18 protein-coding genes and 1 tRNA gene are annotated in these 23,327 nt (G+C 62.2%); 8 read left to right on the top strand and 11 right to left on the bottom strand.

The genetic code is table 11. The annotated features are described in order from the left end of the window. Window positions 1-22: 22 nt before the first annotated feature. The 3 genes from H8S23_RS08965 to thrS all read right to left on the bottom strand — a co-directional run bounded on the left by H8S23_RS08965 (window position 23) and on the right by thrS (window position 4,020). Entirely contained in the window at window positions 23-1,075 is a 1,053-nt protein-coding gene (locus H8S23_RS08965; protein WP_186888007.1) for a galactose ABC transporter substrate-binding protein, read from the bottom strand. Between the two features lie 740 nt (window positions 1,076-1,815). Further along, window positions 1,816-1,891: transfer RNA gene (locus H8S23_RS08960), tRNA-Lys, on the bottom strand. A gap of 224 nt (window positions 1,892-2,115) precedes the next feature. Further along, entirely contained in the window at window positions 2,116-4,020 is a 1,905-nt protein-coding gene (gene thrS / locus H8S23_RS08955; protein ID WP_186888006.1) for a threonine--tRNA ligase, read from the bottom strand. Between the two features lie 495 nt (window positions 4,021-4,515). On the opposite strand from thrS, the gene rny reads away from it, so the two are divergent. Further along, a complete protein-coding gene (rny, locus tag H8S23_RS08950) occupies window positions 4,516-6,072 on the top strand; it encodes a ribonuclease Y (protein WP_186888005.1) in 1,557 nt (518 codons plus the stop codon). 1,050 nt (window positions 6,073-7,122) lie between these two features. Here the strand turns inward: rny and aspS are convergent. Next, window positions 7,123-8,442, bottom strand: a complete 1,320-nt coding sequence (gene aspS / locus H8S23_RS08945) for an aspartate--tRNA(Asn) ligase (RefSeq protein WP_243165968.1) — start codon at window positions 8,440-8,442, stop codon at window positions 7,123-7,125. 370 nt (window positions 8,443-8,812) lie between these two features. Here aspS and H8S23_RS08940 point away from each other — a divergent pair, with 370 nt between their 5' ends. Genes H8S23_RS08940 through H8S23_RS08930 form a run of 3 tightly spaced genes read left to right on the top strand, consistent with a single transcriptional unit; the run spans window position 8,813 to window position 10,716 of the window. After that, window positions 8,813-9,586: a nitroreductase family protein gene (locus tag H8S23_RS08940; RefSeq protein WP_186888003.1), complete on the top strand. Its 774-nt coding sequence runs from the start codon at window positions 8,813-8,815 to the stop codon at window positions 9,584-9,586. A gap of 12 nt (window positions 9,587-9,598) precedes the next feature. Continuing rightward, complete coding sequence (locus H8S23_RS08935) at window positions 9,599-9,967, top strand: metalloregulator ArsR/SmtB family transcription factor (RefSeq protein ID WP_186888002.1); 369 nt, start codon at window positions 9,599-9,601, stop codon at window positions 9,965-9,967. Beyond that, window positions 9,964-10,716 (top strand): EFR1 family ferrodoxin, encoded by a 753-nt coding sequence (locus H8S23_RS08930; protein ID WP_186888001.1) that lies wholly within the window; start codon window positions 9,964-9,966, stop codon window positions 10,714-10,716. Before H8S23_RS08935 ends, H8S23_RS08930 begins: the two co-directional genes overlap by 4 nt. Window positions 10,717-10,968: 252 nt before the next feature. Here H8S23_RS08930 and H8S23_RS08925 read toward each other — a convergent pair whose 3' ends face one another. Beyond that, window positions 10,969-11,232: a glutaredoxin family protein gene (locus H8S23_RS08925; RefSeq protein ID WP_186888000.1), complete on the bottom strand. Its 264-nt coding sequence runs from the start codon at window positions 11,230-11,232 to the stop codon at window positions 10,969-10,971. Window positions 11,233-11,456: 224 nt separating this feature from the next. Between H8S23_RS08925 and ptsP the strand changes: the two genes are divergently transcribed. After that, complete coding sequence (gene ptsP, locus H8S23_RS08920; protein WP_186887999.1) at window positions 11,457-13,067, top strand: phosphoenolpyruvate--protein phosphotransferase; 1,611 nt, start codon at window positions 11,457-11,459, stop codon at window positions 13,065-13,067. Between the two features lie 65 nt (window positions 13,068-13,132). Then, the gene (locus tag H8S23_RS08915; protein WP_186887998.1) at window positions 13,133-14,005 is read left to right on the top strand and encodes a DegV family protein; all 873 of its coding nucleotides are present in this window, start codon (window positions 13,133-13,135) and stop codon (window positions 14,003-14,005) included. A 375-nt stretch (window positions 14,006-14,380) separates the two neighbouring features. Here H8S23_RS08915 and H8S23_RS08910 read toward each other — a convergent pair whose 3' ends face one another. The 5 genes from H8S23_RS08910 to H8S23_RS08890 form a co-directional block, all read right to left on the bottom strand. Then, window positions 14,381-15,109: a phosphorylase family protein gene (locus H8S23_RS08910; protein ID WP_186887997.1), complete on the bottom strand. Its 729-nt coding sequence runs from the start codon at window positions 15,107-15,109 to the stop codon at window positions 14,381-14,383. A 287-nt stretch (window positions 15,110-15,396) separates the two neighbouring features. Further along, complete coding sequence (locus H8S23_RS08905; RefSeq protein WP_186887996.1) at window positions 15,397-16,284, bottom strand: M15 family metallopeptidase; 888 nt, start codon at window positions 16,282-16,284, stop codon at window positions 15,397-15,399. A gap of 44 nt (window positions 16,285-16,328) precedes the next feature. Next, entirely contained in the window at window positions 16,329-17,066 is a 738-nt protein-coding gene (locus H8S23_RS08900) for a 16S rRNA (uracil(1498)-N(3))-methyltransferase (RefSeq protein ID WP_186887995.1), read from the bottom strand. Then, window positions 17,063-17,995 carry a 50S ribosomal protein L11 methyltransferase gene (gene prmA, locus H8S23_RS08895; RefSeq protein WP_186887994.1) on the bottom strand — a complete coding sequence of 311 codons (933 nt, stop codon included), beginning with the start codon at window positions 17,993-17,995 and terminating at the stop codon, window positions 17,063-17,065. The genes H8S23_RS08900 and prmA overlap by 4 nt, the downstream gene beginning before the upstream one ends. A 76-nt stretch (window positions 17,996-18,071) precedes the next feature. Beyond that, window positions 18,072-19,244: an NAD(P)-dependent malic enzyme gene (locus tag H8S23_RS08890; RefSeq protein WP_186888304.1), complete on the bottom strand. Its 1,173-nt coding sequence runs from the start codon at window positions 19,242-19,244 to the stop codon at window positions 18,072-18,074. Between the two features lie 302 nt (window positions 19,245-19,546). On the opposite strand from H8S23_RS08890, the gene H8S23_RS08885 reads away from it, so the two are divergent. After that, window positions 19,547-19,945 carry a DUF1874 domain-containing protein gene (locus H8S23_RS08885; RefSeq protein ID WP_186887993.1) on the top strand — a complete coding sequence of 133 codons (399 nt, stop codon included), beginning with the start codon at window positions 19,547-19,549 and terminating at the stop codon, window positions 19,943-19,945. Between the two features lie 437 nt (window positions 19,946-20,382). On the opposite strand, the gene H8S23_RS08880 is transcribed toward H8S23_RS08885, so the two are convergent. Beyond that, window positions 20,383-22,395, bottom strand: coding sequence for an alpha/beta hydrolase family protein (locus tag H8S23_RS08880; protein WP_186887992.1), 2,013 nt, complete (start codon window positions 22,393-22,395; stop codon window positions 20,383-20,385). A 176-nt stretch (window positions 22,396-22,571) separates the two neighbouring features. On the opposite strand from H8S23_RS08880, the gene H8S23_RS08875 reads away from it, so the two are divergent. Further along, window positions 22,572-23,282: a FadR/GntR family transcriptional regulator gene (locus H8S23_RS08875; protein WP_186887991.1), complete on the top strand. Its 711-nt coding sequence runs from the start codon at window positions 22,572-22,574 to the stop codon at window positions 23,280-23,282. Window positions 23,283-23,327 lie beyond the last annotated feature (45 nt).

Genomic DNA, 23,327 nt, shown 5'->3' with positions numbered 1-23,327 from the left:
TCGATTTCATTTGACCGTCGGCTTATTTCACGAAGTCAGCCACGTTGTCCGGGGTGACCTTGACATAGTCGACATAGATCTGCTGCTCGTCGGCGGTATAGGTCTTGCCGCCCAGCAGAGCTTCCATGACCTCGACGGCCTTGGTCGCCTGCGCGTCAGCGTCGTTGAGCACGGTGCCGGTCATCTCGCCCGCCTGGATCTTGTCCAGCGCGTCGTCCAGCGCGTCGACGCCGACCAGATAGATGTCCTTGCCCACGGTGCGGCCCGCGGTCTTGATGGCCTCGAGAGCGCCCAGAGCCATGGCGTCGTTGTTGCAGAACACGACCTCGACCTTATCGCCGAACTTGGACAGGTCGGTGGCGCAGATCTCCTGGCCCTTATTCTGGTCCCAGTCGCCGCGCTGCATGTCCAGCTGCTCGACCTTCACGCCGGCATCCTCCAGCGCCTTGACGGAATACTCGGTGCGCAGCTGCGCGTCGACGTTCTCGGGGTCGCCCTGGATCATGATGTAGGAGACAACGCCGTCGCCGTTGATGTCGCCCTTGTTCTCGGTCTCAAGGATGAGCTCGCCCTGATAGGTGCCGGACTGGGCAGCGTCGCAGCCGACATACGCGATCTTGTCGTAGACGGCCATCTCGCCCTCGGTGGGCTCGCGGTTGATGAGGACGGTGGGGATGCCCGCGGTCTTGACCAGATCGACGATCTGCTCGGCGGCAGAGGTCATGACCGGGTTGATGATCAGCGCGTCAACGCCCTGGGTGATATAGGTGTTGATCTGCTCGGTCTGCTTGACCTGGTCGTTGTTGCCGTCCTGGAAAGTGACCTCGTAGCCCTTGCTGGTGAGGATCTCTTCCAGCTTGTTGCGGTAGACGGTCATGAAGTTGTCGTCAAATTTGTAGATGCAGACGCCGACCTTGCCACCAGCGGGGACGGTGGAAGCGACGCTGTCGGCCGCCGAGGAAGCGGCCTGAGAGGCGGGGGTGGACGCCGAGCTGCTGTCGCTGTCGCTGCCGCCGCAGGCGACCAGGGACAGGGCCAGCGCAGCGGCCATGACCAGTGCGAATACTTTTTTCATTGGGATTCTCTCTCCTTTTTCATTCAACGCTATTCGAAATCCGCATCTCTGCCCCGCCCCAGTTTGCCTTTACCTGCCGCCCGTTTCCACCGCAGACGGAAACGAAAAGCGGATATGTAAATTTGTTGTCTAAAGCATGGACATTTTTTGCGGGTTTTGAACAGGATTCCTTTTGTACCCTTGCGTTTCGGTACGCCTAAATGGTAGCATTCCACCTGGTGCATGTCAACGAAAATGTGATTTTTGATACTGTTTTTTAATTAATAAGGCCGATAATTGGTAGAAACAGCAAAAAAGCTGAGGGTTTTTTGTGAATAAACCATAAAATGCCATTCATATATTTTTATTTCAAAAAATGAATTTTTGTTGCAACAAAGAAAAATGTTGCCAAAAAAAGTTGAAATTTTGCGCTTCGCCTCCATAACGGTGAGGACTGTTTATGGGCGGGCGGCAGAACGGTGCGGATCCGGCAGGCGCAGGCGGCGGGCGCAGTGCCTTTTCGGCGATGAGGCCCTGCGGGAAGGTCTTTCTCCTCACGGCAAAATCAGCCGGGAAAGCCGGGCCGGTACCCGCTGTTCTTTCCCCGCTGCGGCGTGCGGGCACCCGGGTGTCCCGACGCCCCGGCCGGCCCGGCGAGAACGGCACAGCCGTTCTCCTTTTCTTTCTCCTACGCCTTTCCGGAGTTCTCACCCCGGACGGACACAAAAACAAAGGGCTACCTTTTGGTAGCCCTTTGTTTTTGGTGACCCGCCGGAGATTCGAACTCCGGACCCATTGCTTAAAAGGCAATTGCTCTGCCAACTGAGCTAGCGGGTCGTCTTTTCTGTTCTGCGCAATTTGACGCTTAATTATTATAGCAATCGTCCTCTGGTTTGTCAACAGTTTTCCCCTTTTCTTTCGCTCCCATTCCGCCGGCACGGCAAGGTTTTTCCTCTTCAGCATCTTTTTCCGCCCCGACAGCAAAAAAACAGGCCCTGCCTGCCGGCAGAACCTGTTTTTCTTTATTGGATAACAGCCCCTGCGCCGGGCGGCGCGGGCGCTCAGTTCTCGCGGGCTGCGATCTCCCCGCAGATCTCTTTCACAAACTCTTCCAGCTTTTTGACGCCGCCTTTTTCCTGCTTGCGGGCGCGCACCGAGACAGTGCCCTCGGCGGCCTCCTTGTCGCCCACCACCAGCATATACGGGATCTTCTGCAGCTGGGCCTCGCGGATCTTATAGTTCATCTTTTCACTGCGCAGGTCAGCCTCGGCCCGCACCCCGGCGGCTTTCAGCGCCTCGGTGACCTTGACCGCATACTCGTGATGGCTCTCGCCGATGGGGATGACCTCCGCCTGCACCGGGGCCAGCCAGGTGGGGAACGCGCCCGCAAAATGCTCGGTCAGGATGCCGATAAAGCGCTCGATACTGCCAAAGACCACGCGGTGGATCATGACCGGGCAATGCTTCTGGCCGTCGGCCCCCATATACTCCAGGTCAAACCGGCCGGGCAGCTGGTAATCCAGCTGGATGGTGCCGCACTGCCAGGTGCGGCCCAGCGAATCCTGGATGTGGAAGTCCAGCTTGGGCCCGTAGAACGCGCCGTCGCCCTCGTTGACCTCATAGGTCTTGCCGATGCTTTTGATGGCGTCGGCTAGCGCGTTGGTCGCGATCTCCCAGTCCTCCAGCGAACCCAGATGATCTTCCGGCATGGTGGACAGCTCGATGGTATAGGGCAGGCCAAACAGCGAATAGACCTCGTCAAACAGGCGGGCGATGCGCACCACCTCGTCGGTGATCTGGTCCTTGGTGAGCAGGATATGCGCGTCGTCCTGGGTGAAGCAGCGCACCCGGAACATGCCGTGCAGCGCGCCCGACAGCTCGTGCCGGTGGACGATGCCCAGCTCGCCGTAGCGCAGCGGCAGATCGCGGTAGGAGCGCGGCTCCATCTCATACACCAGGATGCTGCCCGGGCAGTTCATCGGCTTGATGGCAAAATCCTCTTCGTCGATGACGGTGGTGTACATATTGTCCTTGTAATGGTCCCAATGGCCGGAGGTCTCCCACAGGGTGCGGCGCATGATCTGCGGGGTGGCGATCTCGACATAATCCCATTTTTTGTGGACCTCGCGCCAATAGTCGATGAGGGTGTTTTTGAGCACCATGCCCTTGGGCAGATAGAACGGGAAGCCCGGCGCCTCATCGCGGAAAGCGAACAGCCCCAGCTCTTTGCCCAGCTTGCGGTGGTCGCGCCGCTTGGCCTCTTCCAGCCGGTCCAGATACGCCTGCAGCTCAGCCGCCTTGGGGAACGCGGTCCCATACACGCGGCACAGGCTGTCCTTTGCAGCGTCGCCGCGCCAGTAGGCGCTGGCGGTGCTCATCAGCTTCACTGCTTTCAGCGCGCCGGTGCTCATCAGATGGGGGCCGGCGCACAGGTCGGTAAAATCGCCCTGCTGATAGACCGACAGCTGCCAGCCCTTTTCGGCGTATTCCTCCAACAGTTCCAGCTTGTAGGTCTGGCCCTTGAAGATCTCCCGGCCCTCTTCCACGGTGATGAACCGCTTCTCCACCGGCAGGTCCGCCTTGACGATCCTTTTCATCTCGGCCTCGATGGCTTCGAACTGGTCCGGCGTAAAGGGCTCAGTGCCCCCGATGTCATAGTACCAGCCGTCGTCCAGCGCCGGGCCGATGCCGAACTGGGCGGCCGGGAACAGGTGCTGGATGGCCTGCGCCATCACGTGGGCGCCGGTGTGCCAGAACGCATGCCTGCCCTCCTTGTCCTCAAAGGTGAGGATATCCAGCCGGCAATCCTGTTCCAGCGGGGCGCGCAGGTCCGCCAGCTCCCCGTCGATGCGCACGCTGGTGGCCGCTTTGTACAGCCCCATGCCCAGGCTTTTTGCCACCTCGGCGGCCGGCGTCCCGGCCTCAAACTCCCGGATCACGCCATCTTTCAATGTGACCTTGATCATAGCTATCTCCTCCTGTGTCAACTGCTGCCCCGCTGTCTTTTTTTCGTTTTGCGGCGGGCCCTTTCCGGGGACAAACAAAAAGGACCCATCCCGTTCGGGATGAGTCCTTGTGACCCATGGTTCCACCCGCATTGCGCCGCAGACGCGGCGCCGCTCGTTTGGGGGATAACGGCCCGGCCCGGCGGGGGTTCGCCCCCGCGCTCCGCGGCGGTAAGCAGCGCTGTGTCGCCGTGCGGGTTTCCACCCTGGCCGGCCCTTTCCGGGCCCGGCGCAGCCCCCTGCTCTCTGTCCGGTCACAGTACAGCCCATGTCCGCGTCATCGCTTTGACTGCTCAAATTCTACACCTGCGCAAGAAACTTGTCAACCGCCCCCGTAAATTTCTTGACAACCCCTCCGGCAGGTCTTAAAATAGGAATATAGTGTATTTGTATAGTATATCTTGATATAAAATACATTAAATTGACAAAAACTCCCAAAATTTAAGGAGGACCCCTATGGTATCGACCGGCATTGCCGTGTTGATAGCCGTTGTTGTGGGCGCGGTAGCTGCGGCTATCGCTTTTTCTTGTGGCATTGCCTATCGGCGCAAAGTGGCGGAGCAGAAGGTCGGCTCCGCGGAGGAAGAAGCTAAAAGAATCATCAACGACGCTATCAGAACGGCGGAACAAAAGCGGAAAGAGGCCGCTATCGAAGCAAAGGACGAAGTGTTCAAACTGAAGGCGGAGGCCGACAAGGAGATCAAGGAGCGCCGCTCCGAGGTCACCCGGCAGGAGCGCCGCCTCGACCAGAAAGAGGAGAACATCGACCGCAAGACGGCTGCTCTCGAGCAGAAAGAAGAGGAGCAGAAAAAGCGCGCCGAGCTGGTGGAGGCGAGGCTCGCCGAGATCGACCAGATGCGCGAGCGGGAGACCGAAAAGCTGGAGCATATCTCCGGCCTGTCGGAGGAAGCGGCAAAAGAGATGCTGCTCTCCCGCCTGGACGAGGAGCTGGTGCATGAAAAAGCGCTGAAGATCAGCGCCTTTGAGACCCAGACCAAAGAGGACTGCGACAAGCTGGCTCAGGAGCTGATCACCCAGGCGGTGAGCCGCTGCGCGGCCGACCATTCCAGCGAGATCACCGTCTCGGTGGTGCCGTTGCCCAGCGATGAGATGAAAGGCCGCATCATCGGCCGCGAGGGCCGCAATATCCGCGCCCTGGAGACCGCCACCGGCGTGGATCTTATCATCGACGACACGCCGGAGGCCATCACCCTTTCCAGCTTTGACCCGGTGCGGCGCGAAGTCGCCCGCATGACGCTGGAAAAGCTGATCGCCGACGGGCGCATCCATCCGGCCCGCATCGAAGAGACGGTCGAAAAATGCCGCCGCGAGCTGGACGCCACCATGAAGCGGGAGGGCGAGCGCGCGGTGATGGAGGTGGGCGTTCACGGCCTGCACCCCGACCTGGTCAAGCTGCTCGGCCGCCTCAAATACCGCACCAGTTACGGCCAGAACGTCCTCAACCACTCGATGGAGGTGGCCTATCTCTCCGGCCTGATGGCCTCCGAGCTGGGGCTGAACGTCAACATGGCCAAGCGTGCCGGCCTGCTGCATGACATCGGCAAGGCGCTGACCCACGAGATCGAGGGCAGCCATGTGATGATCGGCGTCGACCTTGCCCGCAAGTACAAGGAGAACCCGGCCATCATCCACGCCATCGAGGCGCATCACGGCGACGTCGAGCCCCAGACCCCGTTGGCTTTCATCATCATGGCCGCGGACGCGATCTCGGCGGCCCGGCCCGGCGCGCGCCGCGAGAATGTGGAGAACTATATCAAGCGGCTGGAAGATCTGGAGGCGATCTCCTCCAGCTTCCCCGGCGTGGAGCGCAGTTATGCGATCCAGGCGGGGCGCGAAGTGCGCATCATGGTCAAGCCGGAACAGGTGGCGGACGACCAGCTCACCATTCTGGCGCGGGATATCGTCAGAAAGATCGAGGACGAGCTGGAGTATCCCGGTCAGATCAAGATCAACGTCATCCGCGAAAACCGGGCGACGGATTACGCGAAGTGACATTGAGCATCATCTGCTTTCAGGGCGCGGGAGGATTCCCGCGCCCTGCTTTGTTTCAGCCGCGGCTTTTTCTTACCTAAAGAAAACCACGCGCCAGGCGAGTGGTTCAAGAGAAGCCTTATGGCGAGCATGGAGAGAAAGGAACGCCCTTTGCCAGGAGGGAAAGAGCAGCCTGATGATATAGGAAAAGTATCCAAGGGGGCGGTACAAGTATAAAATCGAGAATTCCGGTGTAGGAGATTTCATGCAGATAACGCGGGAAATAATGCAAAAAAAAGAAGAAACTATACGGCGCCAGCTTGAAGAAGATGAAGCAGGTGAACAGCTGACGATGGGGAATTTCGAATAAGCCCGTTTACGGGCAGCAAGCAGACGATCTCTCGCGGCTGGCAGCCCGTACCAGCGCGGCATACCGCGCGTGCTGATATTCCAGAGTTTTATCCGTCTGTGAAAAGCCCCCGGCTTTGCCGGGGGATATTTCTTTCCTCTTTTCCACATTTTTCGGCGGCCCCAAAAACGCGGCCCGTCTGGACCGCGCGCCGCCGTTTCTCGCCTTTTGCCCCGAAGCTGCACGCAGGCCCTTTTGCGGCGCGCTGCGGGACAGGGCAGATTTTCGGGTTTGCATCCCCCTCCGCGGCGGGGGATGCGCGGCCTTTCCTGTGGGGTGGGTCTATCTGGCCTGCCTGTGGGGTCCGCTTGATCTGCCTGTGGGGTCCGCTTGATCTGCCTGTGGGGTCCGCTTGATCTGCCTGCGGGGTCTGTCTGGCCTGGCTGCAGGCTCTGCTTGGCCTGGCTGCGGGGTGGGTCTGTCTGGCCTGCCTGCGGGCGCGTCCGGCTGCGCCGGGCGGCGGCGAGGCGGTGCGGCCGGGCAGTGCGACCGGGACTGCAAAAAAGCCCGGTCCTGGCGGGACTGGCGGCGGGACGGCGGCGCCCGGCGGGACAGGCGTTTTCCCCCCCTCTTTTTTCGCGGTGGGACCGCGGCGGGACTTTCTCCCCTGCGCGCGCCCGACAAAAAAAGCCCCCTTGCGGGGGCGGTGGTCTTACTGCGGTTTACGGCGCCAGATGGTTCAGGTCACGCGGGAAGAGGCTGGCCTGGCGGATGTTGGCCAGGTCGCAGAGCTTCGAGGTGAGGCGCTCCAGCCCGATGCCCAGGCCGCCGTGGGGCGGCAGCCCGTATTTGTGCGCGGCGAGAAAGCTCTCAAAATCCGCGGGGTCCATATTGCGCGCTTTCATCTTGGCCACCTGCTGCGCATAATCGTGGATGCGCTGGCCGCCGGTGGTGATCTCCAGCCCGCGGAACAGCAGGTCAAAGCTGAGCGCTTCCTTGGGGTTTTCCTGATCGTCCATGACGTAAAAAGGCCGCTTTGCCGAGGGGAAGTGGGTGACAAAGACGAACTCGCTGCCCGTCTGCTGCAGGATGTGGCTGCACAGCAGCACCTCGTCGTCGGCCGTGAGGTCATTGCGGTTCTTGCCGCCGCCCACGGTTTTCAGATAAGCCAGCGCGTCGGCAAACTTTACGGCAGGGATGGCTTCCACCGCGGGCAGCCGCACCCCCAGCAGTTCGATCTCCGGCTGGTAATTTTCCGCCAGATGCGCCATCACATGCCGCAGCATGGCGGTCTCCATGTTCATGACGTCCGTCATGTCCCGGATATAGCCCATCTCAAAGTCCAGCCCCACATACTCGTTCAGATGGCGGCTGGTGTTGTGCAGCTCGGCCCGATAGACCTCGCCCACCTCGAACACGCGGTCGAAAAAGGCCACCCCCATCTGTTTGTAAAACTGCGGGCTCTGGGCCAGCACCGCGTCGCTGCCGAAATATTTCAGCCGAAAGACCTCCGCCCCGCCCTCGGCGCTGATGGCCGTGATCTTGGGGGAGTGGATCTCGGCGAAATCGTTCCGCAGCATAAAATCGCGAAAGCCGTTTTCGATCCCCTCCATGACGCGGAAGACCGCCCGCTCACGCGGGTGGCGCAGCGCCACGGCGCGGTATTCCAGATTGGTGCCCAGCGTGGCTTTCAGGCTGCGGTCCGCCATGTTCAGCGGGTAAGGCGCGGCCGGGCGCGAAAGCACCTCAAAACCGTCCAGCAGCAGTTCCACGCCGCCGGCTGCCCGCTGCTCCAGGCGCACGGTGCCGGTCGCCGAGATATAGCAGCCGTCCTCCAGCGCCGCCGCGTCGTCCCTGCAAACGCTCTGGTCATAGACGGTCTGGAGCAGGTAGCGCCCGGTGCGCAGGATCACAAAGGCGATCCCTCCGAGCGCGCGGATATTGTGGACGCAGCCCTCCACCGTGGCCTTGCGGCCCGCCATCTCTGCCAGCCGCCCGGGCGTCATACAGCCGGGCAGTTGTTCTCCTCTGATCTCCTTCATCATTTCTCCCACCTTTTCCTTGACCGTCCCGATCTGCGGGCAGAGGCCGGGAAGCCTTGGTCAAAAGGCCTCCCACCGCCGCCCGCTTTGCGTTTTCACACTCTCGCGGCCGTCTTTTCCTGAATTTTTTAATACCCACCATTCTAGCAAAAACGGCGGTGCATTGCAACACCGGGCGGCCGTTCCAGCCTGTTTTTTTCGGCCGCCGCGCCGCGGAGCCTTTCCCCGGTCCATTTTTCGATCTGTTCCCGCCCGGCCCCGCCGGCCCGGGCGGCGCGCCCCGATGGTAACGGATCTCTTTACCAATGTTGTTTTTGCCCCGTCCCCCTGATACAATGGTCAAAGTACGTTAACGAAAGGAGTCTGAAAAATGGAGCGGTCCCGGGTGATCATCGACAGGGCGGCCTGCATCGGCTGCGGCCTTTGCAGCAGGGTCTGTGCCGCGCACAATATCGCGGTCACCGATCACAAGGCGGTCACGGTTTTGGACGACTGCATGTTGTGCGGGCAGTGTTCAGCAGTCTGCCCGCAAAAAGCCATTTCGCTCTCCGGCTGCCCGGACAGGCAGATCGAAAAAAAAGGGGAAGTACGGCTGGAGCCCCGCGACGTCCTGGAGGTGATCCGCTTCCGCCGCAGTATCCGCAGCTTTAAGGAAACGCCGGTGCCGGGGGAAGTGATCGCACAAGTATTGGAGGCGGGCCGCCTCACCCATACGGCCAAAAACAGTCAGGACGTCTCCTTTGTCGTGCTGGATAAAGAGAAGGACCGCATCGAAAAAATGGCGGTCAGGGTGTTCCGGACCATCAAACCGGTCGCCGATCTGTTCAGCCCCATGGCAAAAAACAACAAAATCGACGACAACTTTTTCTTTTTCCGCGCCCCCGCCGTGATCGTCATCCTGGCAAAGGATAAGACGAACGGGCTTCTTGCCGCTCAAAACATGGAGTTTGTTGCGGAGGCCCATGGCCTGGGCGTACTGTACAGCGGATTTTTCACCATGGCGGCCAACGCGTCGCGGAAAATCAAAAAAGCCCTGGGCGTTCCAAAAGGGGAAAAAGCCGCAATGACCCTGGTGCTCGGTTATCCGGACGTCAGGTTCCTGCGCTCGACCCCGCATAAAAAGTTAGACGCGCGATTTTTGTAGGAGGTCCCCGGCGTGGAAAAAGAATGTGAAAAAAATTTAAAACGCATCATCACCGGGTTCCGGCAATGCCGGAACGCCTTTACCGCCATCGGCGACGAGACAAGGCAGCTTATCCTGCTTGCGCTGCTGGAGAGCGACCTGTCCGGCATCCGCGTGGGCGAGATCGCACAGAAAACGCATCTCACCCGGCCCTCGGTCTCTCACCATCTGCAGATACTGAAAGAGGCGGGCATCGTCGCCATGCGCCGCGCAGGCACAAAAAATTATTACTATTTAAGCGACGACGAAACGCGGTGGAAAGAAATCGCCGGGCTGGTGGACGCCGTCTATGCGAGCGTCCGGCATATCAGCTCACGCCCACAAGAAGGAGGCATAACATGATCCTGTATTTTTCTGGCACCGGCAACAGCGCCTACGCTGCAAAAAGGATCGGCAGGGAGATCGGCGATGAAGCCGTCGATCTTCTGGAAAAAATCAAAAGCGGCGACTTTTCGGAGATGCGCTCTCAGCGCCAGTGGGTCGTCGTGGCGCCGACCTATGCCTGGCGGATCCCCCGCATCGTGCACAGCTGGCTGGAAAAGACGCCCCTGTCGGGAAACGGCGATATTTATTTTGTGATGACCTGCGGCGGGAGCATCGGCAGCGCGGGCCGGTATCTTGAACGGCTTTGCGCTCAAAAAAAGATGAATTACCGCGGCTGCGCCGGGATCACGATGCCGGAAAACTATATTGCGATGTTCGACGTGCCGGCCCGGGAACAGGCGGATGAGATCCTGGAACGGGCCGAAGAAGCCATCGACCGCGCGGCTCTTGTGATCAAAAACGGAGATCCCTTTCCCCGCCCCGCCCTCTCCTTTGGGGACAAAGTGAACAGCGGCATCATAAACGATATCTTTTATCCCGCGTTTGTCCACGCAAAAAAGTTTTACACCACCGACGCCTGCGTCGGGTGCGGAAAATGTGTCGGGGTCTGCCCGCTGAGCAATGTCCGGCTGGAGAGCGGAAAGCCGGTGTGGGGCGATCACTGCACCCACTGTATGGCCTGCATCAGCCGCTGCCCGGCCCAAGCGATCGAATACGGGACCCACAGCCGGGGGCTGCCGCGCTATACCTGCCCCAGACAGGCCTGACAAAAGCGGGCCGCAGCCAGCGGCGGTCAGATGCGCGGCGCGGCGGCGCGTCTTTTTTCGCGGGCAGGGGCCGCGCTTTGCGGCCGCAGCGCCGGTGCGCCTGCCGGCCGAAAAGCGCGCCGCAAGAGCCGCAGGATCACAAAGAGCCGCCGGGGACAAGACATGCGCGTCTTGTCCCCGGCGGTTCTTCGTCCCGGCCCCGGGACATGCGGGGGGCGTTTTTTTCAGCGTCCGGCGTTTTGTCGGCTGGGTTCAGGCGTTCCGCGCCGTGTCCAGCACCTTGCGGATCTTCTCCCGCGTGCAGGCGCCCTCGTGCAGCTTCTGATCTCCCATAAAATAGCAGGGCACATAATAGTAATCATAGCTGTCGGCCAGGGCCGCGTTCTCGTTTTCATCGATCTCGTTGACCGGCACCTGGGCATAGCCGGGGTCCTCCTCGCAGAGCTGCCGCATATACTCCCGGGCCATGCGGCAGTGGGGACAGCCTTTCATGGTGAACAGGGTCAGTTCTTTCATCTCTCTTCGCCTCCTTTGACGAGCGGTGGGCCCCCGGGCGGCGCAGACAGGCGGGGCCGGGCGGCCTTCCCCTGTATTATATCAAGTTTTACGGAAAAATGTGTGCCGTACGACAGAAGTTTGCTTAACACGCCGCCCTTTTTGTGTTACAATACTGGAAAAATATGCAAGCCCCGCCCCGCGGCACCCTCCGCCCGGCGGCAGCCCGCGCGGAGGTGAAACGGATGCAGGAGATTCGGGGTACGGCGGCTTCGGCCGGGCTGGCGCTCGGCCCCGTCAAGGTGCTCACCCGGCGCTATTCGGCGCTGGGGCGCACCGTGCTTGAGCCGCGGCGGGAGGCCGCGGTCTTTGAGGCCGCCGTGGAGCTGGCCAAAAGCGAGATCGCGGCGCTGCGCGGGCGGGCCGCGGGGGACGACAAGGCCATTTTCACGTTCCAGCGGGAGGTCCTCAGCGATCACGGCCTGCTGGCCGAGATCCTGCACTATATCGATGCGGGCGCCGGGGCGGCGGCGGCGGTGGAGCGTGCTGCCGGTATCTATACGGCCAAGATGCGCAGCATCCCGGACGAGTATCTCTCGCAGCGGGCCTGCGATATCCAGGACGCCTGCCGCAGGGTGGTGGACATCCTGGACGGCCGCCCGCGGGAGCGGCTGACCATAGACGCGCCCTGCATCCTGGTATCGGACGAACTGCTGCCCAGCGACATCGTCTCGGTGGACCACAGCCTGCTGCTGGGCATCGTCACAGCGGGCGGCTCCGCCCAGAGCCATGCCTCTATCATCGCCCGCACCTTCGGCATCCCCGCCGTGGTGCTGGCCGGCCCCCAGGCGCTGGCGGTGCCGGACGGCGCCCCCTGCGCGCTGGACGGCGCGGGCGGGCTGCTGGTGGTGGAGCCGGACGAGCCCACCTACGCCCGTTATGCCCACCGCATCAATCTGGCCAAACGCCGCCGCGTCTCCCAGGAGCGGCTGCGCACCACCCCCTGTGTCAGCCGCGACGGTGTCTCCATCAGCCTGCTGGCCAACTGCAGCGGGCCCGCGGATATCACCCATGCCCTTGAGCTGGGCGCGGACGGGGTGGGCCTGGTGCGCAGCGAGTTTCTCTTTTTGGGCGGCGCGCTGCCCGATGAAGCGTGTCAGGCCGCGTTTTACCGCGACTGCGTGCGCGCCGCGCGCGGCCGTCCCATCACCATCCGCACGCTGGACATCGGCGCCGACAAAGAGGTCGCGGGACTGACCGGCACGGAGCCCAACCCCGCCCTGGGGCTGCGGGGGCTGCGCTTTTCGCTGGCGCACAGGGACCTGTTTTACACCCAGCTTGCGGCGCTGCTGAAAGCCGGGCTGGAGGGCCCGCTGAAAGTGATGTTCCCCATGGTGGCGTCGGTGCAGGATCTGGAGCGCGCGCTGGCGGCTGTGGACGAGGTCAGGCAGATGCTCTCGCTGCGCGGGGAGGCCTTTTCAAAAGACGTCGAATTTGGTATCATGATAGAGACCCCGGCCGCTGCCCTGATGGCGGATGAACTGGCCGCCCGCGCCGCCTTTTTCAGCGTGGGCACCAACGATCTGACCCAATACACCCATGCGGCCGACCGGGTCAACCCTGCAGTGGAGCAATATTATACCCCCGCCTCTCCCGCCGTACTGCGGCTGCTGCGGTTTGTGGCCCGCAGCGCGGCGGACGCGGGCATCGGGGTGTCTGTGTGCGGCGAGTCCGCCGCGGACCCCGCGCTGGCGCTGCTCTACGCGCGCGCGGGCATCCGCAGCCTTTCGATGGCCGCCCCCTCGATCGCGGAGGTGAAAGAACGGCTGCTGGACGAGACCATCTCCATCGGCTAGCGCCGGCGGCACAGCCCCGCCGCAGGTAAAAAAGCCGGGCCCGGCCCGGCGGTAAGGAGCGTTTCATGTCGAATTATGTGATCATCACCGATTCCACCGGCGATCTCTCCGCCGAACTTGTGCGGGAGATGGAGGTGGAGGTCATCCCGATGGAGTTCACCGTCGGGGACAAGCCCTATAAGAACTATCCCGACAACCGCGATCTGCCCGCCAAAGAGTTTTACGCGCAGCTGCGCCAGGGGGCCGCGGCGACCACTGCCCAAGTGAACGCGGCGACCTATGTGGAGACCGCCGCGCCCTTTTTACAGGCGGGCAAGGACGTGCTGATGCTGATCTTCTCCTCCGGGCTGTCGGGCAGTTTCAACTCCAGCTGTCTGGCGGCGGAAGAGCTGCGGGCCCGATTCCCCGGCCGCACGGTGCGCACGGTGGACACCCTGGCCGCCAGCATGGGCGAGGGGCTGCTGGTCTGGCATGCCTGCGCGCTGCGCAGCGCCGGCAAGACGCTGGACGAGGTGGCCGCCTGGACCGAGGCCAATCGCAACCGGCTGTGCCACTGGTTCACGGTGGACGACCTGCACTTTCTGCGCCGGGGCGGCCGGGTGAGCGGCGCGGCCGCCGTGATGGGCACCATGCTGAACATCAAGCCGGTGCTGCATGTGGATGACGAGGGGCATCTGATCCCCATGGAAAAGGTGCGCGGCCGCCGGCAGAGCCTGGACGCCCTGGTCCGGCATCTGGACGAGACCATCGCAGAGGGCGAAAACGGGACCGTCTTTCTCAGCCACGGCGACTGCCGTGAGGATGCGGAATATGTGGCGGAAAAGATCCGCGGCCGTCACGGCATCGAGCGGGTGGAGATCAATTTCATCGGCCCGGTGATCGGCAGCCATTCCGGCCCCGGCACAGTAGCCCTGTTCTGGCTTGGCAGCCACAAATAAAAAAACAGCCTCCGTTTGATGAACCGCCCCATTCCCTTTTTCCCTGACATTTTAAAAACCTCCAGTCGTAGTTCCTATCCTACGACTGGAGGCTTTTTTATTCAATGTCTATTTCTTCTGGTTCTGTTCATTGAGCGGAGGCTGTTTTTTGTCTCTTCTCCCTGCGCCGCGCGGCGGCAGGGACGGGGCACACAAACTTACAAAAGGCGGAAAGCGGCCTCAGGCGCCATGGCCCGCAGCGCGGGCCTCTCTGGGAAAAACGCGCCGGCTCTGCGGCCTCCACCCCCCCCCGCATAGGGGGGCTTTTGCCGCCCTGCCGAGAGACCGCGGAGCCCCCCGGAAAGACCGCACCGCGCCCGGCGCGGTCAGCGGCTTTTATTCCGCATGGGCAGCGGTTTTGAGGGCCAGCTGCACCAGATCGTCCATGCTGTGGGCGGGGTCCCTGTCGGGCAGCTCCACAAACATCTCGTTGCCGTTTTCATCGTAGCGGATGCCGGTGGTGATGCCGACCATCATCAGCGCGCGGCAGCCGAACTGCGCCGCCGCGGTGTAAAATGCAGTGCCCTCCTGCTCAGAGCAAAGCATGCCGTACTGCTTCCACATTTTGGACTTGTAGGTCTCGTCCCGGTAAAGCCGGTCGTTGCAGATGGTGCCGCCCACATAGGTGGTCAGTTTCATCTCCTTGGCGATGCGGTCGGCCGTGCAGAGCAGGCCGAAATCAGCCACCGGGGAAAAGTGGCCGTTGAACATGTTGTCGTTGATGCCGCTGGTGGTGCTGGTGGCCTGGGACAGCACGATGTCAAAGTTGCGCATCTCCTCAAGATAGCCGCCGGAGGTGCCCGCCCGCACCAGGATCTTGCAGCCGTAATCGCGGCAGAGCTCGGTGGCATAGATCAGCATGGACGGCCCGCCCATGCCCACGGCCATCACCGACACCCGCACCCCTTCGTAAGTGCCCGTATAGCAATAGGCGCAGCGCGTTTTGTTGACCAGCACCGCGTCCTGCAGATAGGTCTCGGCCATGTGTTTCGCGCGGTTCGGGTCCCCCACCAGCACGATCCGTTCGGCGATCTCGCCGGGGTTCGCGTCATTGTGCATCGTCATGGTACATCGCTCCCTTTTATCTTTTTTAGGTTCCCTGTTCTATCGGCCCGCCGGGCAGCGCCGCCGCGCAGAGCCGGCCGGGACGGCTGCGGCGGGCCTCGGGCACAGGCTGCGCGCCTGCGCCTTTGTCTGTGATCTCATTATAAAGGGTTTTTCCGCAAGTTGCAACGCGTGCCCGGCGGGGAAAGTGTGCAAAAAACGGCGGGAGGCAAAGCCTCCCGCCGAAAGGACCCCCGGCGCTGCCTGCGCCGCGGCAAAATTTGATCTTGTTCTGTCCGCCCCGATCTTCACAGCTCTTCCAGGCAAAGCCCATTCTCCGTGAGGTGCTTCGCGGCCTCGACCCCCACATAGCGGTAATGCCAGGGCTCGTAGGAGACGCCGGTCACTTCGGTCTTTCCCTTTGGATAGCGCAGGATAAAACCGTACTCGGCGCAGTGTGCCGCCAGCCACTCAAACTCCGGCGTCTGCTCAAACTCTTCGGTCAGATCGTCGTGGCTGGAATACCATTTGGCGGACACAAGATCCGCCGCCAGGCCCAGATTGTGTTCGCTGGTGCCGGGGGCGGCGACCCATTTGGCTGCCTCCCGTCTTGCCGTCTCGGCGTCGCAGCCCTGGTCCAGATAATAGTTGACCTTGCGGTTGAAAAGGGCGGTCTGCCGCTTCACACTGCGATAGGTCGAAACTAAGTAAAGGGGCAGGCCCGCATCGGCCGCCCCTTTCATCATGTCGTTGAGATGCCCGACCGCACGCGCGTCGAACAGCCGGTCGTCATAGTGCTCCACCGACACGGTCTCAACCGAAAAATCCTCCGGCAGCGGGTGGCTGCCGTTGACCAGGCGGGTCTGCCAGTCCCCGTCCACCTGTGCGGCGGCCGGTTTTGCGCTGGCGGACGCAGAGGCGGAGGAGGACGAGTCGCCGGAGGGGCCCATGCTGCTGGAGCCGCCCGCCATGGAAGAGCTGTCGCCCTCGCCCGGCATCATGCCGCTGTCATCCCCGCCGGGCGCCGAGCTGCCGCCCGGCATGGAAGAACCGGAAGAAGACGAGGAGGACGGGGCTGCCGAAGAGCTGGGCTTGCTGCTGGAAGAGCTGGACGAATCATCCTTGCCCCAGCAACCGGTCATCAGGGCGCCGGCCATTGCCAGCGCAAGCGCGAAGGACACTACTTTCTTAACCAACAATCCATCATTCCTTTTCCCGGGCGCCGGCGGAACCGGCGGCCCTATTGTAGATTGCCGGTCAGCGCCATCACCGCGCTCAGCGCCGCAAGGGGAGCCGTCTCGCACCGCAAAATGCGGGGCCCGAGGCCGAGAAGGGTGCAGCCTGCGCTCTGCGCCTGCCGCGCCTCTTCCGGGGAGAAGCCGCCCTCCGCGCCGGTGATGATGGCTGCGCTTGCTGCGCCCGCCAGCCGGCTATGTAAGCTTCCCCCCGGGACAAGGGCCTCGCCCCCGCCCTCGTAACAGAACAGCGCCGCGCCGTATCCTGCCGCTTCGGCGCACAGCTGAGAAAAGGAGATGGCCGCGCACACTTCGGGGATGCGGCCCCGCCCGCTCTGCTTAGCGGCCTCCCTGGCAATGCGGGCGTAACGCACCAGCTTGGCCTCTTCGTTCTTCGGCTTTGCCACACAAAAGCGGCTGACAAAAGGCACGATGCGCACCGCGCCCAGCTCGGTGGCTTTCTGGATGATGAACTCCAGCTTGTCGCCCTTTGGTATCCCCACGTATAGGGTGACCGGGAGGGCGGGTTCCGATTCACTGGCGCGGGAGGAAATTACTGTCAGACGGACAAGGTCCGCCCGTGCCTCCTCGATGCGCGCCTCGTAGTCGGTGCCCGCCCCGTCGCACAGCGTCACCGTGTCGCCGGGCTTTGCCCGCAGCACCCGGGCGAGATGCGCGGCCTCGTCCCCTTCCAGAAAGGCGGCGCCGCCCTCCACTCTGCTGGTAAAATACCGGTGGCTCATTTTCCGTCCCCCGCCGGACGCCCGGCCAAAATACAGACCCATCCGTTCTGCCGGCGGATGTCCCGCACCTCCAGCCCGGCCTGCCGGATGGCGGCGGCCACCTCGGCCTCCCGCTCGTCAATGATGCCGCTGGCGATAAAGGTGCCCGTTTCCCCCAACAGCGCGGGCACCTGCGGCGCCAGGCTGATGATGGCGTTTGCCACGATATTGGCGGTGATCAGGTCATAGATGCCCGCCGCCTGATCGGACAGATCGCCCACCTTGACGGCAAAGCGCTCCGCCACGCCGTTGAGCGCCGCGTTCTCCCCCGCCGTGCGCACGCACATGGGGTCGATGTCCACCCCGTCGGCCTCCCGCGCGCCCAGCAGCAGGGCGGCAATGGCCAGGATGCCGCTGCCGGTGCCGATATCCAGCAGCCGCTCGCCCCCTTTCACCAGCTCGTCCAGCGCCGTCAGGCAGAGGGAGGTGGTCTCGTGGGTGCCGGTGCCGAACGCCATGCCCGGGTCCAGCCGCAGCACCGTCCGGCCCGGCTGGTCATAGCTCTCCCAGCTGGGGCAGACGGCCAGCCGCCGGCCCAGCTCCATGGCGTGGTAGAACGCTTTCCACCCGTTTTCCCAGTCCGCCTCTTCCACGCCCGTCACGGAGAGCTGCGCGTGCAGCTCTGCTTTCTGCAGCCGTTCCCGCAGCAGCTCCAGCACCTCGGCCGGGTTCTCGTCCGGCGAGAGGTAAAGGTGGACCGCCACGACGCTGCGGTCTTTGTCCCGCAGCTCCTGCTCGATCAGGTCCACGTGGGCGATGGCCTCCACCTGCTCTTCCAGGTCCGAATAGTCCTCAATATAAATGCCGCCGCCCGCAATGCCGGTGGCGATGGCCTCCGCGGTCTCCGCCTCCGCTTTGGGCACCGTGATCCTGATATCCGTCCACTCCATGACGTCTCCTCCATTTTCTCCGCGTTCTGTGTTTTGCCGCCGTCTTCGCGGCGGGCAAAAGGTCCGGCCTCCGCGCTCAGGCCCGGGCGATGCCCAGCCGCACGGCCTCGTCGGCCACGGCTTTCGCCACGATGTCCGCCACGCCGCGGTCAAAGGCGGTGGGCAGGATATGATCGGCGCAGAGCTCCTCCAGCGGCACCGCCGCCGCGATGCCGCGGGCAGCCGCCTCTTTCATGCTGTCGGTGATGCGGGGCGCGCGCACCGCCAGCGCCCCCTTGAAGATGCCGGGAAACGCCAGGATATTGTTGACCTGGTTGGGATAGTCGCTGCGCCCAGTGCCCACCACCGCCGCGCCGCCGGCCTTCGCCTCTTCGGGGAAGATCTCCGGCGTGGGGTTCGCCATCGGGAAAAGGATGGGGCGCTCGGCCATGGCGCGCACCATCTCCGCCGTGACCAGGCCCGGCCGGGAGACGCCCACAAAGACGTCCGCCCCCTGCAGCGCCTCGGCCAGCCCGCCGCGGCGGCCCTCAAGGTTAGTGACCTTTGCCATCTCGGCCTGGGCGGGGTTGTTCTCCGGCGCGCCGTCATAAACGATGCCGAAGCGGTCCACCAGCGTCACGCTGCCCAGCTTCATCTGCAGGATCAGCCGGGCGATGGAGATGCCTGCCGCGCCCGCGCCGTTGATGACCACCCGCACGCTGCCCTCCGGCTTGCCCACCACCTTGAGCGCGTTGATCAGGGCTGCCGAAAGCACGATCGCCGTGCCGTGCTGGTCGTCGTGAAACACGGGGATATCGCACACCTCCTGCAGCCGCCGCTCGATCTCAAAGCAGCGCGGGGCCGAGATGTCCTCCAGATTGATGCCGCCGAAGCTCTTGGAGATCAGCTGCACGGTGCGCACGATCTCGTCCGGGTCCTTGGAGTCGATGCAGATGGGAAACGCGTCCACGCCGCCGAACTCTTTGAAGAGCACGCATTTGCCCTCCATGACCGGCATGCCCGCCGCCGGGCCGATGTCCCCCAGCCCCAGCACGGCCGTGCCGTCGGTGACGACAGCCACCAGATTGCCGCGGCGGGTATAGGTATAGCTCAAGTCCTCCTCTTTTTCGATCTCTTTGCAAGGTTCGGCCACCCCGGGCGTATAGGCCACCGCCAGATCCGCCATGGTCTCCAGTTTCGCCCTGCTGGTCACCTCGATCTTGCCCTGCCACTTTTTGTGCGCCTCCAGCGCCTGCTGCCGCCTGTCCATCTGCTCCGCCATAAAACGACTCCCTTTCTCCCGCGCCGCCGCGCAGCGTCCTGTTTTCCCCCATTATAACAAACACTGTTCAAAAGAAAAAGTTTTTGTGCCCGCCGCCCTCTGCCGCCGCCGGAAAGCAGGTGGCCGCAGGCCTCCTGTTTTGGTCAACAGGAATGAAATGTTTTTGGCAAAATGCATAAATAATTTTAATTTTTTGTTATTATTTTAACAATAATTGACAATTCCAGTTGGGGCGCGGTATGATGAGGCTGTCAGACAGTTTTTACTTTTCAGTGAAAGGGTGAAAGAGGATGGAACGATCAAAGCCATTGCTGCTGCTGGACAACAACTCTCTGCTGGAAGTGCTGCATCAGGGCAACTACCGCGTGCAGGAGATCTCTTTTGAAGAGGTCAAAGCCATTGTCGAGATGCAGAACAGCCGCGAGATCACCCGCTGCTTTGCGGACGCGGTGATCGAAGACCTGCTGTACCGGCATCTGGACATTGCGGTCAGCAACTTCCGCTATGCGCCAGCGGACCTGCTGGAGCCCGGCCAGGACGCCATTGTCTTTCGCCTCTATGTGACCCCGTCGGAGACGCAGCCCAGCGTCCGCACCTCTTACGGCAACGAGGCGACCAAGATCCAGAACCTGTATGTGTACTGCCAGTTCATCACGCGGGACGACCCCGATGACCTCGCAAAGCCCTGAGCGGCAAAGCCCTGAGCGCAAAACCCCTGCGCGCGATCGCTTTTTTCCTTTGCGCCCCTGCCGCCCTGAGGCAGACGGCCGGATGCGGGCGCGCGGCAAACCGCACAGCACAAAACAGGCGGCCCGTTTTTATAAAACGGGCCGCCTGTTTTGCTGCGATACGACCAGCCGTGCTGCGCGTCCCCAAACCGGCCCGCGGTGCGGCACGGCCCTCCGGGGGCTGCGCCGAGGACCGGAAGCGGTCCTCGGCAAAAAGCGCCGGCCCCCGCCGTTCCTCCCGTGGGACGCCGCCGGGGGACTTCTCTCTCCGCCGGCCCGCTTTTTCCCGCCCCGGGACGGTTTTTTCCTTTCAGCCCTGTACCGCTCCAGGACGGTCCGGCAGCACAGGGTGGGATGCTCTTCTTTTTTAAACGGCTTTTTGTGCCCTGTAAAGAGTTTTACAGGATCGCCGAGCCGCCGGTGACGATCCAGCAGGCCATGCAGGCGACCGTGACGCCGCCCGTATAAATATTTGCCGTGCGCCGGTAGCAATAGGTGCAAAGAACGCTGAACACCAGTACCTGGGGCACAAAGACGATCATCAGGGACATGAACGGCCCCCCGAACGTGGTGCCGAACAGGAGATCTGCGCCGGGGCCGATCCCCGCAAAGAACGGCAGATATTCCAGCAAGATCATCAGCAGGACGCCGCCGGTCATGCACAGCGCGTTTTTATACCAGTCCTGCACAAATCCTCTGAGCCCGGGGCGGAGGGTCGAGGGCTTGATCATCTGGGCAAAGACCTTGCTGTTGTTTAAAAGGAAAAACAGTAGAAAGACCGGCAGATAGACCAGGAACTGCCCAAACCGCTCGGCGGAAAAGCCGCGGAAGAACGGCCAGATAAAGCGCAGGTCCAGTTGGAACACGGCCTGATAGAGGACCGTCAGCCCATACAGAAAGCCCACCATACAGCATGCCAGCAGCGCGCCGCGGCCGCACAGGAACCAGTCGATGCGCCCCGCCTGCTGCGGGCCGGAAAAGCCGAGATCATAATAGTCCAGCGGCTGGCCGCGCTTTTTGGAGCGCTTCCACTGGACGATCATGGTGATCAGCATCACGGCGCTCAAAAGCAGATACCAGGACAAAAAGCCGTTCCCGATGGTCATGCGGAAAATATTTTCCGGCACCGGCAGCAGGCCGTGCCCCAGCTGGGTCATAAAGGGATAGCTGAGCCCGGCGATGAGGATGGTCAGCGCCGCTTCCCTCCAATAGCGCCCCCCGGTCTTGAGCCTTGCCGGGCGGTCGGGCAGCGGTTGCACCACCTTTTTAAAAAAGGGGATCGTGAGCAGCAGCTCCATCAGCGGGATCATGGCGGCGATCGCCAGCAACATCGCCGCCAGCCCTGCAATTTCCTTGATCTGGTAGCGCTGGTCGGTCGCCGCCAGATCGGTGTCCAGCTCCAGCGCGTCCCCAAACCAGTCCATCGCCGCAGAAATGGCGTGGCCGTCATGGGTCGTCAGCCGGTGGTTGGTGCGGATCAGCTCGCACCGCCGGGCCGAACCGTCGGAAAAGTCCCCATAGGTGGTATTCCACCGGGCGCCGTCCTCGACCCCGAGGAATCCCAGCCGCAGCGGGGTATCGAGCAGGGCATCCGAGACCGTATTCTGAAAGTCCCGGAAATAGTTGAACTCGTCATATTTCGCCGTTAAAAGCAGGACGTTGTTGAAATAAGTACTGCCGGGATCATAGGCGTCTTCGGTGAAAAGTTCGCCGCATTGAAGCACGACTGCCCTGGGGGCAATGTCCTTCCCCTGCGCCCCCACGGCGCCCGCATAGGCGGCCGCCGTGGACCAGGACGCCCAGGTGCCCATCGAGTGGCCGCTGATCCCCAAACGGGTACTGTCCACATAAGGCAGCCCTGCCAGCAGGGCGTACCCCTCTATGCCTCCCATCGAGCTGTCCTGTATCTTATTGCCGTGGCTGTCGGTGGAATATCGGTCCCTGAAAAAGCTCAGATTGGAAAAGTTCATCATAACGCGGTAGCGCACCGGGCCGCTGATCTCCACCAGGCTGCCGTCCCCCTCGCGGTCCAGGCCATAGCTGGTGTTCAATTTGTGGTCCACATATCCGCGCTCCCGCATGGGGACCGCGGTGGAGCCATGGCCGTATTCGTCCAGCGCCACCACGACCGCTCCCCGCCGGGCCAGCTCGACCGCGTAGGCCGCGCTGGTGTCCTTATCGTTCTGATATCCGTGCAGCAGCAGCACCCCCGGTGCAGGCTGCTGCTCCGTGGCGCTGGCGGGTCGGTACAATTTGTAGGCGATCTCGCCCCTGGGCGTCTGCAGCACCTGTGTGGTGACGCGCACGCCGCCGAAATCGGTCTGCACGGCATAGGCCAGCGCCATGCACAGCGCCGAGCACGCCAGCAGCGCCGCCAGCAGGCCCGCCCACTTTCTGCGGTTTGTTTTCATCCTGAAACCTCCTCCGAGCACAGTTTGGTCTAACCAGATTTCCACAATCCATTGTAGCGCATGGAATTTCGGCTTTCAATTGGCATATTCGCTTGAATTTTTCCTATAAGATATTATATAATACCAATGGTTCTGGTCTGACCAAAATCGATGAGACAAGGGGAGGTATCTCTTTCATGCAATTTTCTGCTATCGTTGCGCCCACGGTCAAAGAATTGTTTGTAAACCAGATCGAGGATAAAATACTGACCGGCGAGCTGGAGATCGGCCAACGGCTGCCCAGCGAGCGCGAGCTGGCGGAGACCATGCGGCTGAGCAAGACCGCCGTCCACAGCGGTATCGCGGATATGGAGCGAAAAGGATTTCTGCGGGTGGAGCCCCGCCGCGGTATCTTTGTCAACGACTATGCGCGCTATGGGACGCTGGAGGCTTTGGAATCCATCATGCAGCACAGCGGTGGGCAGCTGGACCGCCGGAACGTGCGCTCTGTGCTCGAGATGCGGGAGGCGATCGAGGGCTATTGCCTGCGCAAGGTCGCGGCCGCCCCCTCCCCGGAGCTTCTGGAAACTCTGCAGTTTCTGCTCAGCAGGGCGCACCAGCTGGCCGACCAGGGCGGCGACTGTTACGAGGAACTGGCTGAGATCTACTTTACTTTTCATCACGCGATCTGCGTGGCCTCTCAAAACACCCTGGCCCCCCTCATCATGAACGCCTTTCACAAACCCGCGGTGCGGTTCTGGCGCAACTCCGCCCGCACGCTTGGCCTGCGCTTCAGCGTGGGCCGCCTGGAGCGCTTTATGCAGCTGATCGAAGCCAGGGACGTCGAGGGCGCCTGCGCTTATCTCAAGCAGATCTCCGACACCTCAGACAGCATCGTACAGGAATAAAAAAAGTCCTCCCCGCAAGGTGGGGGGGACACAAAAGCGGGGCCC

The organism is Anaerofilum hominis (genome assembly GCF_014287275.1).
Lineage (GTDB): Bacteria > Bacillota > Clostridia > Oscillospirales > Ruminococcaceae > Pygmaiobacter > Pygmaiobacter hominis.
Note: the sequence above shows the minus strand (reverse complement) of the source record. Positions and strands in the feature narration are given on the sequence as shown.

What these genes read in the sequence shown, in the direction of transcription:
- prmA (WP_186887994.1), bottom strand. Translation starts at nt 17,995, where the DNA reads ATGGAGTGGACGGATATCAGGATCACGGTGCCCAAAGCGGAGGCGGAG.
- aspS (WP_243165968.1), bottom strand. Translation starts at nt 8,442, where the DNA reads ATGAAGGAGATCAGAGGAGAACAACTGCCCGGCTGTATGACGCCCGGG.
- H8S23_RS08965 (WP_186888007.1), bottom strand. Translation starts at nt 1,075, where the DNA reads ATGAAAAAAGTATTCGCACTGGTCATGGCCGCTGCGCTGGCCCTGTCC.
- thrS (WP_186888006.1), bottom strand. Translation starts at nt 4,020, where the DNA reads ATGATCAAGGTCACATTGAAAGATGGCGTGATCCGGGAGTTTGAGGCC.
- H8S23_RS08910 (WP_186887997.1), bottom strand. Translation starts at nt 15,109, where the DNA reads ATGACGATGCACAATGACGCGAACCCCGGCGAGATCGCCGAACGGATC.
- H8S23_RS08900 (WP_186887995.1), bottom strand. Translation starts at nt 17,066, where the DNA reads ATGAGCCACCGGTATTTTACCAGCAGAGTGGAGGGCGGCGCCGCCTTT.
- H8S23_RS08930 (WP_186888001.1), top strand. Translation starts at nt 9,964, where the DNA reads ATGATCCTGTATTTTTCTGGCACCGGCAACAGCGCCTACGCTGCAAAA.
- H8S23_RS08890 (WP_186888304.1), bottom strand. Translation starts at nt 19,244, where the DNA reads ATGGACAGGCGGCAGCAGGCGCTGGAGGCGCACAAAAAGTGGCAGGGC.
- H8S23_RS08875 (WP_186887991.1), top strand. Translation starts at nt 22,572, where the DNA reads ATGCAATTTTCTGCTATCGTTGCGCCCACGGTCAAAGAATTGTTTGTA.
- H8S23_RS08880 (WP_186887992.1), bottom strand. Translation starts at nt 22,395, where the DNA reads ATGAAAACAAACCGCAGAAAGTGGGCGGGCCTGCTGGCGGCGCTGCTG.
- H8S23_RS08915 (WP_186887998.1), top strand. Translation starts at nt 13,133, where the DNA reads ATGTCGAATTATGTGATCATCACCGATTCCACCGGCGATCTCTCCGCC.
- rny (WP_186888005.1), top strand. Translation starts at nt 4,516, where the DNA reads ATGGTATCGACCGGCATTGCCGTGTTGATAGCCGTTGTTGTGGGCGCG.
- ptsP (WP_186887999.1), top strand. Translation starts at nt 11,457, where the DNA reads ATGCAGGAGATTCGGGGTACGGCGGCTTCGGCCGGGCTGGCGCTCGGC.
- H8S23_RS08885 (WP_186887993.1), top strand. Translation starts at nt 19,547, where the DNA reads ATGGAACGATCAAAGCCATTGCTGCTGCTGGACAACAACTCTCTGCTG.
- H8S23_RS08925 (WP_186888000.1), bottom strand. Translation starts at nt 11,232, where the DNA reads ATGAAAGAACTGACCCTGTTCACCATGAAAGGCTGTCCCCACTGCCGC.
- H8S23_RS08940 (WP_186888003.1), top strand. Translation starts at nt 8,813, where the DNA reads ATGGAGCGGTCCCGGGTGATCATCGACAGGGCGGCCTGCATCGGCTGC.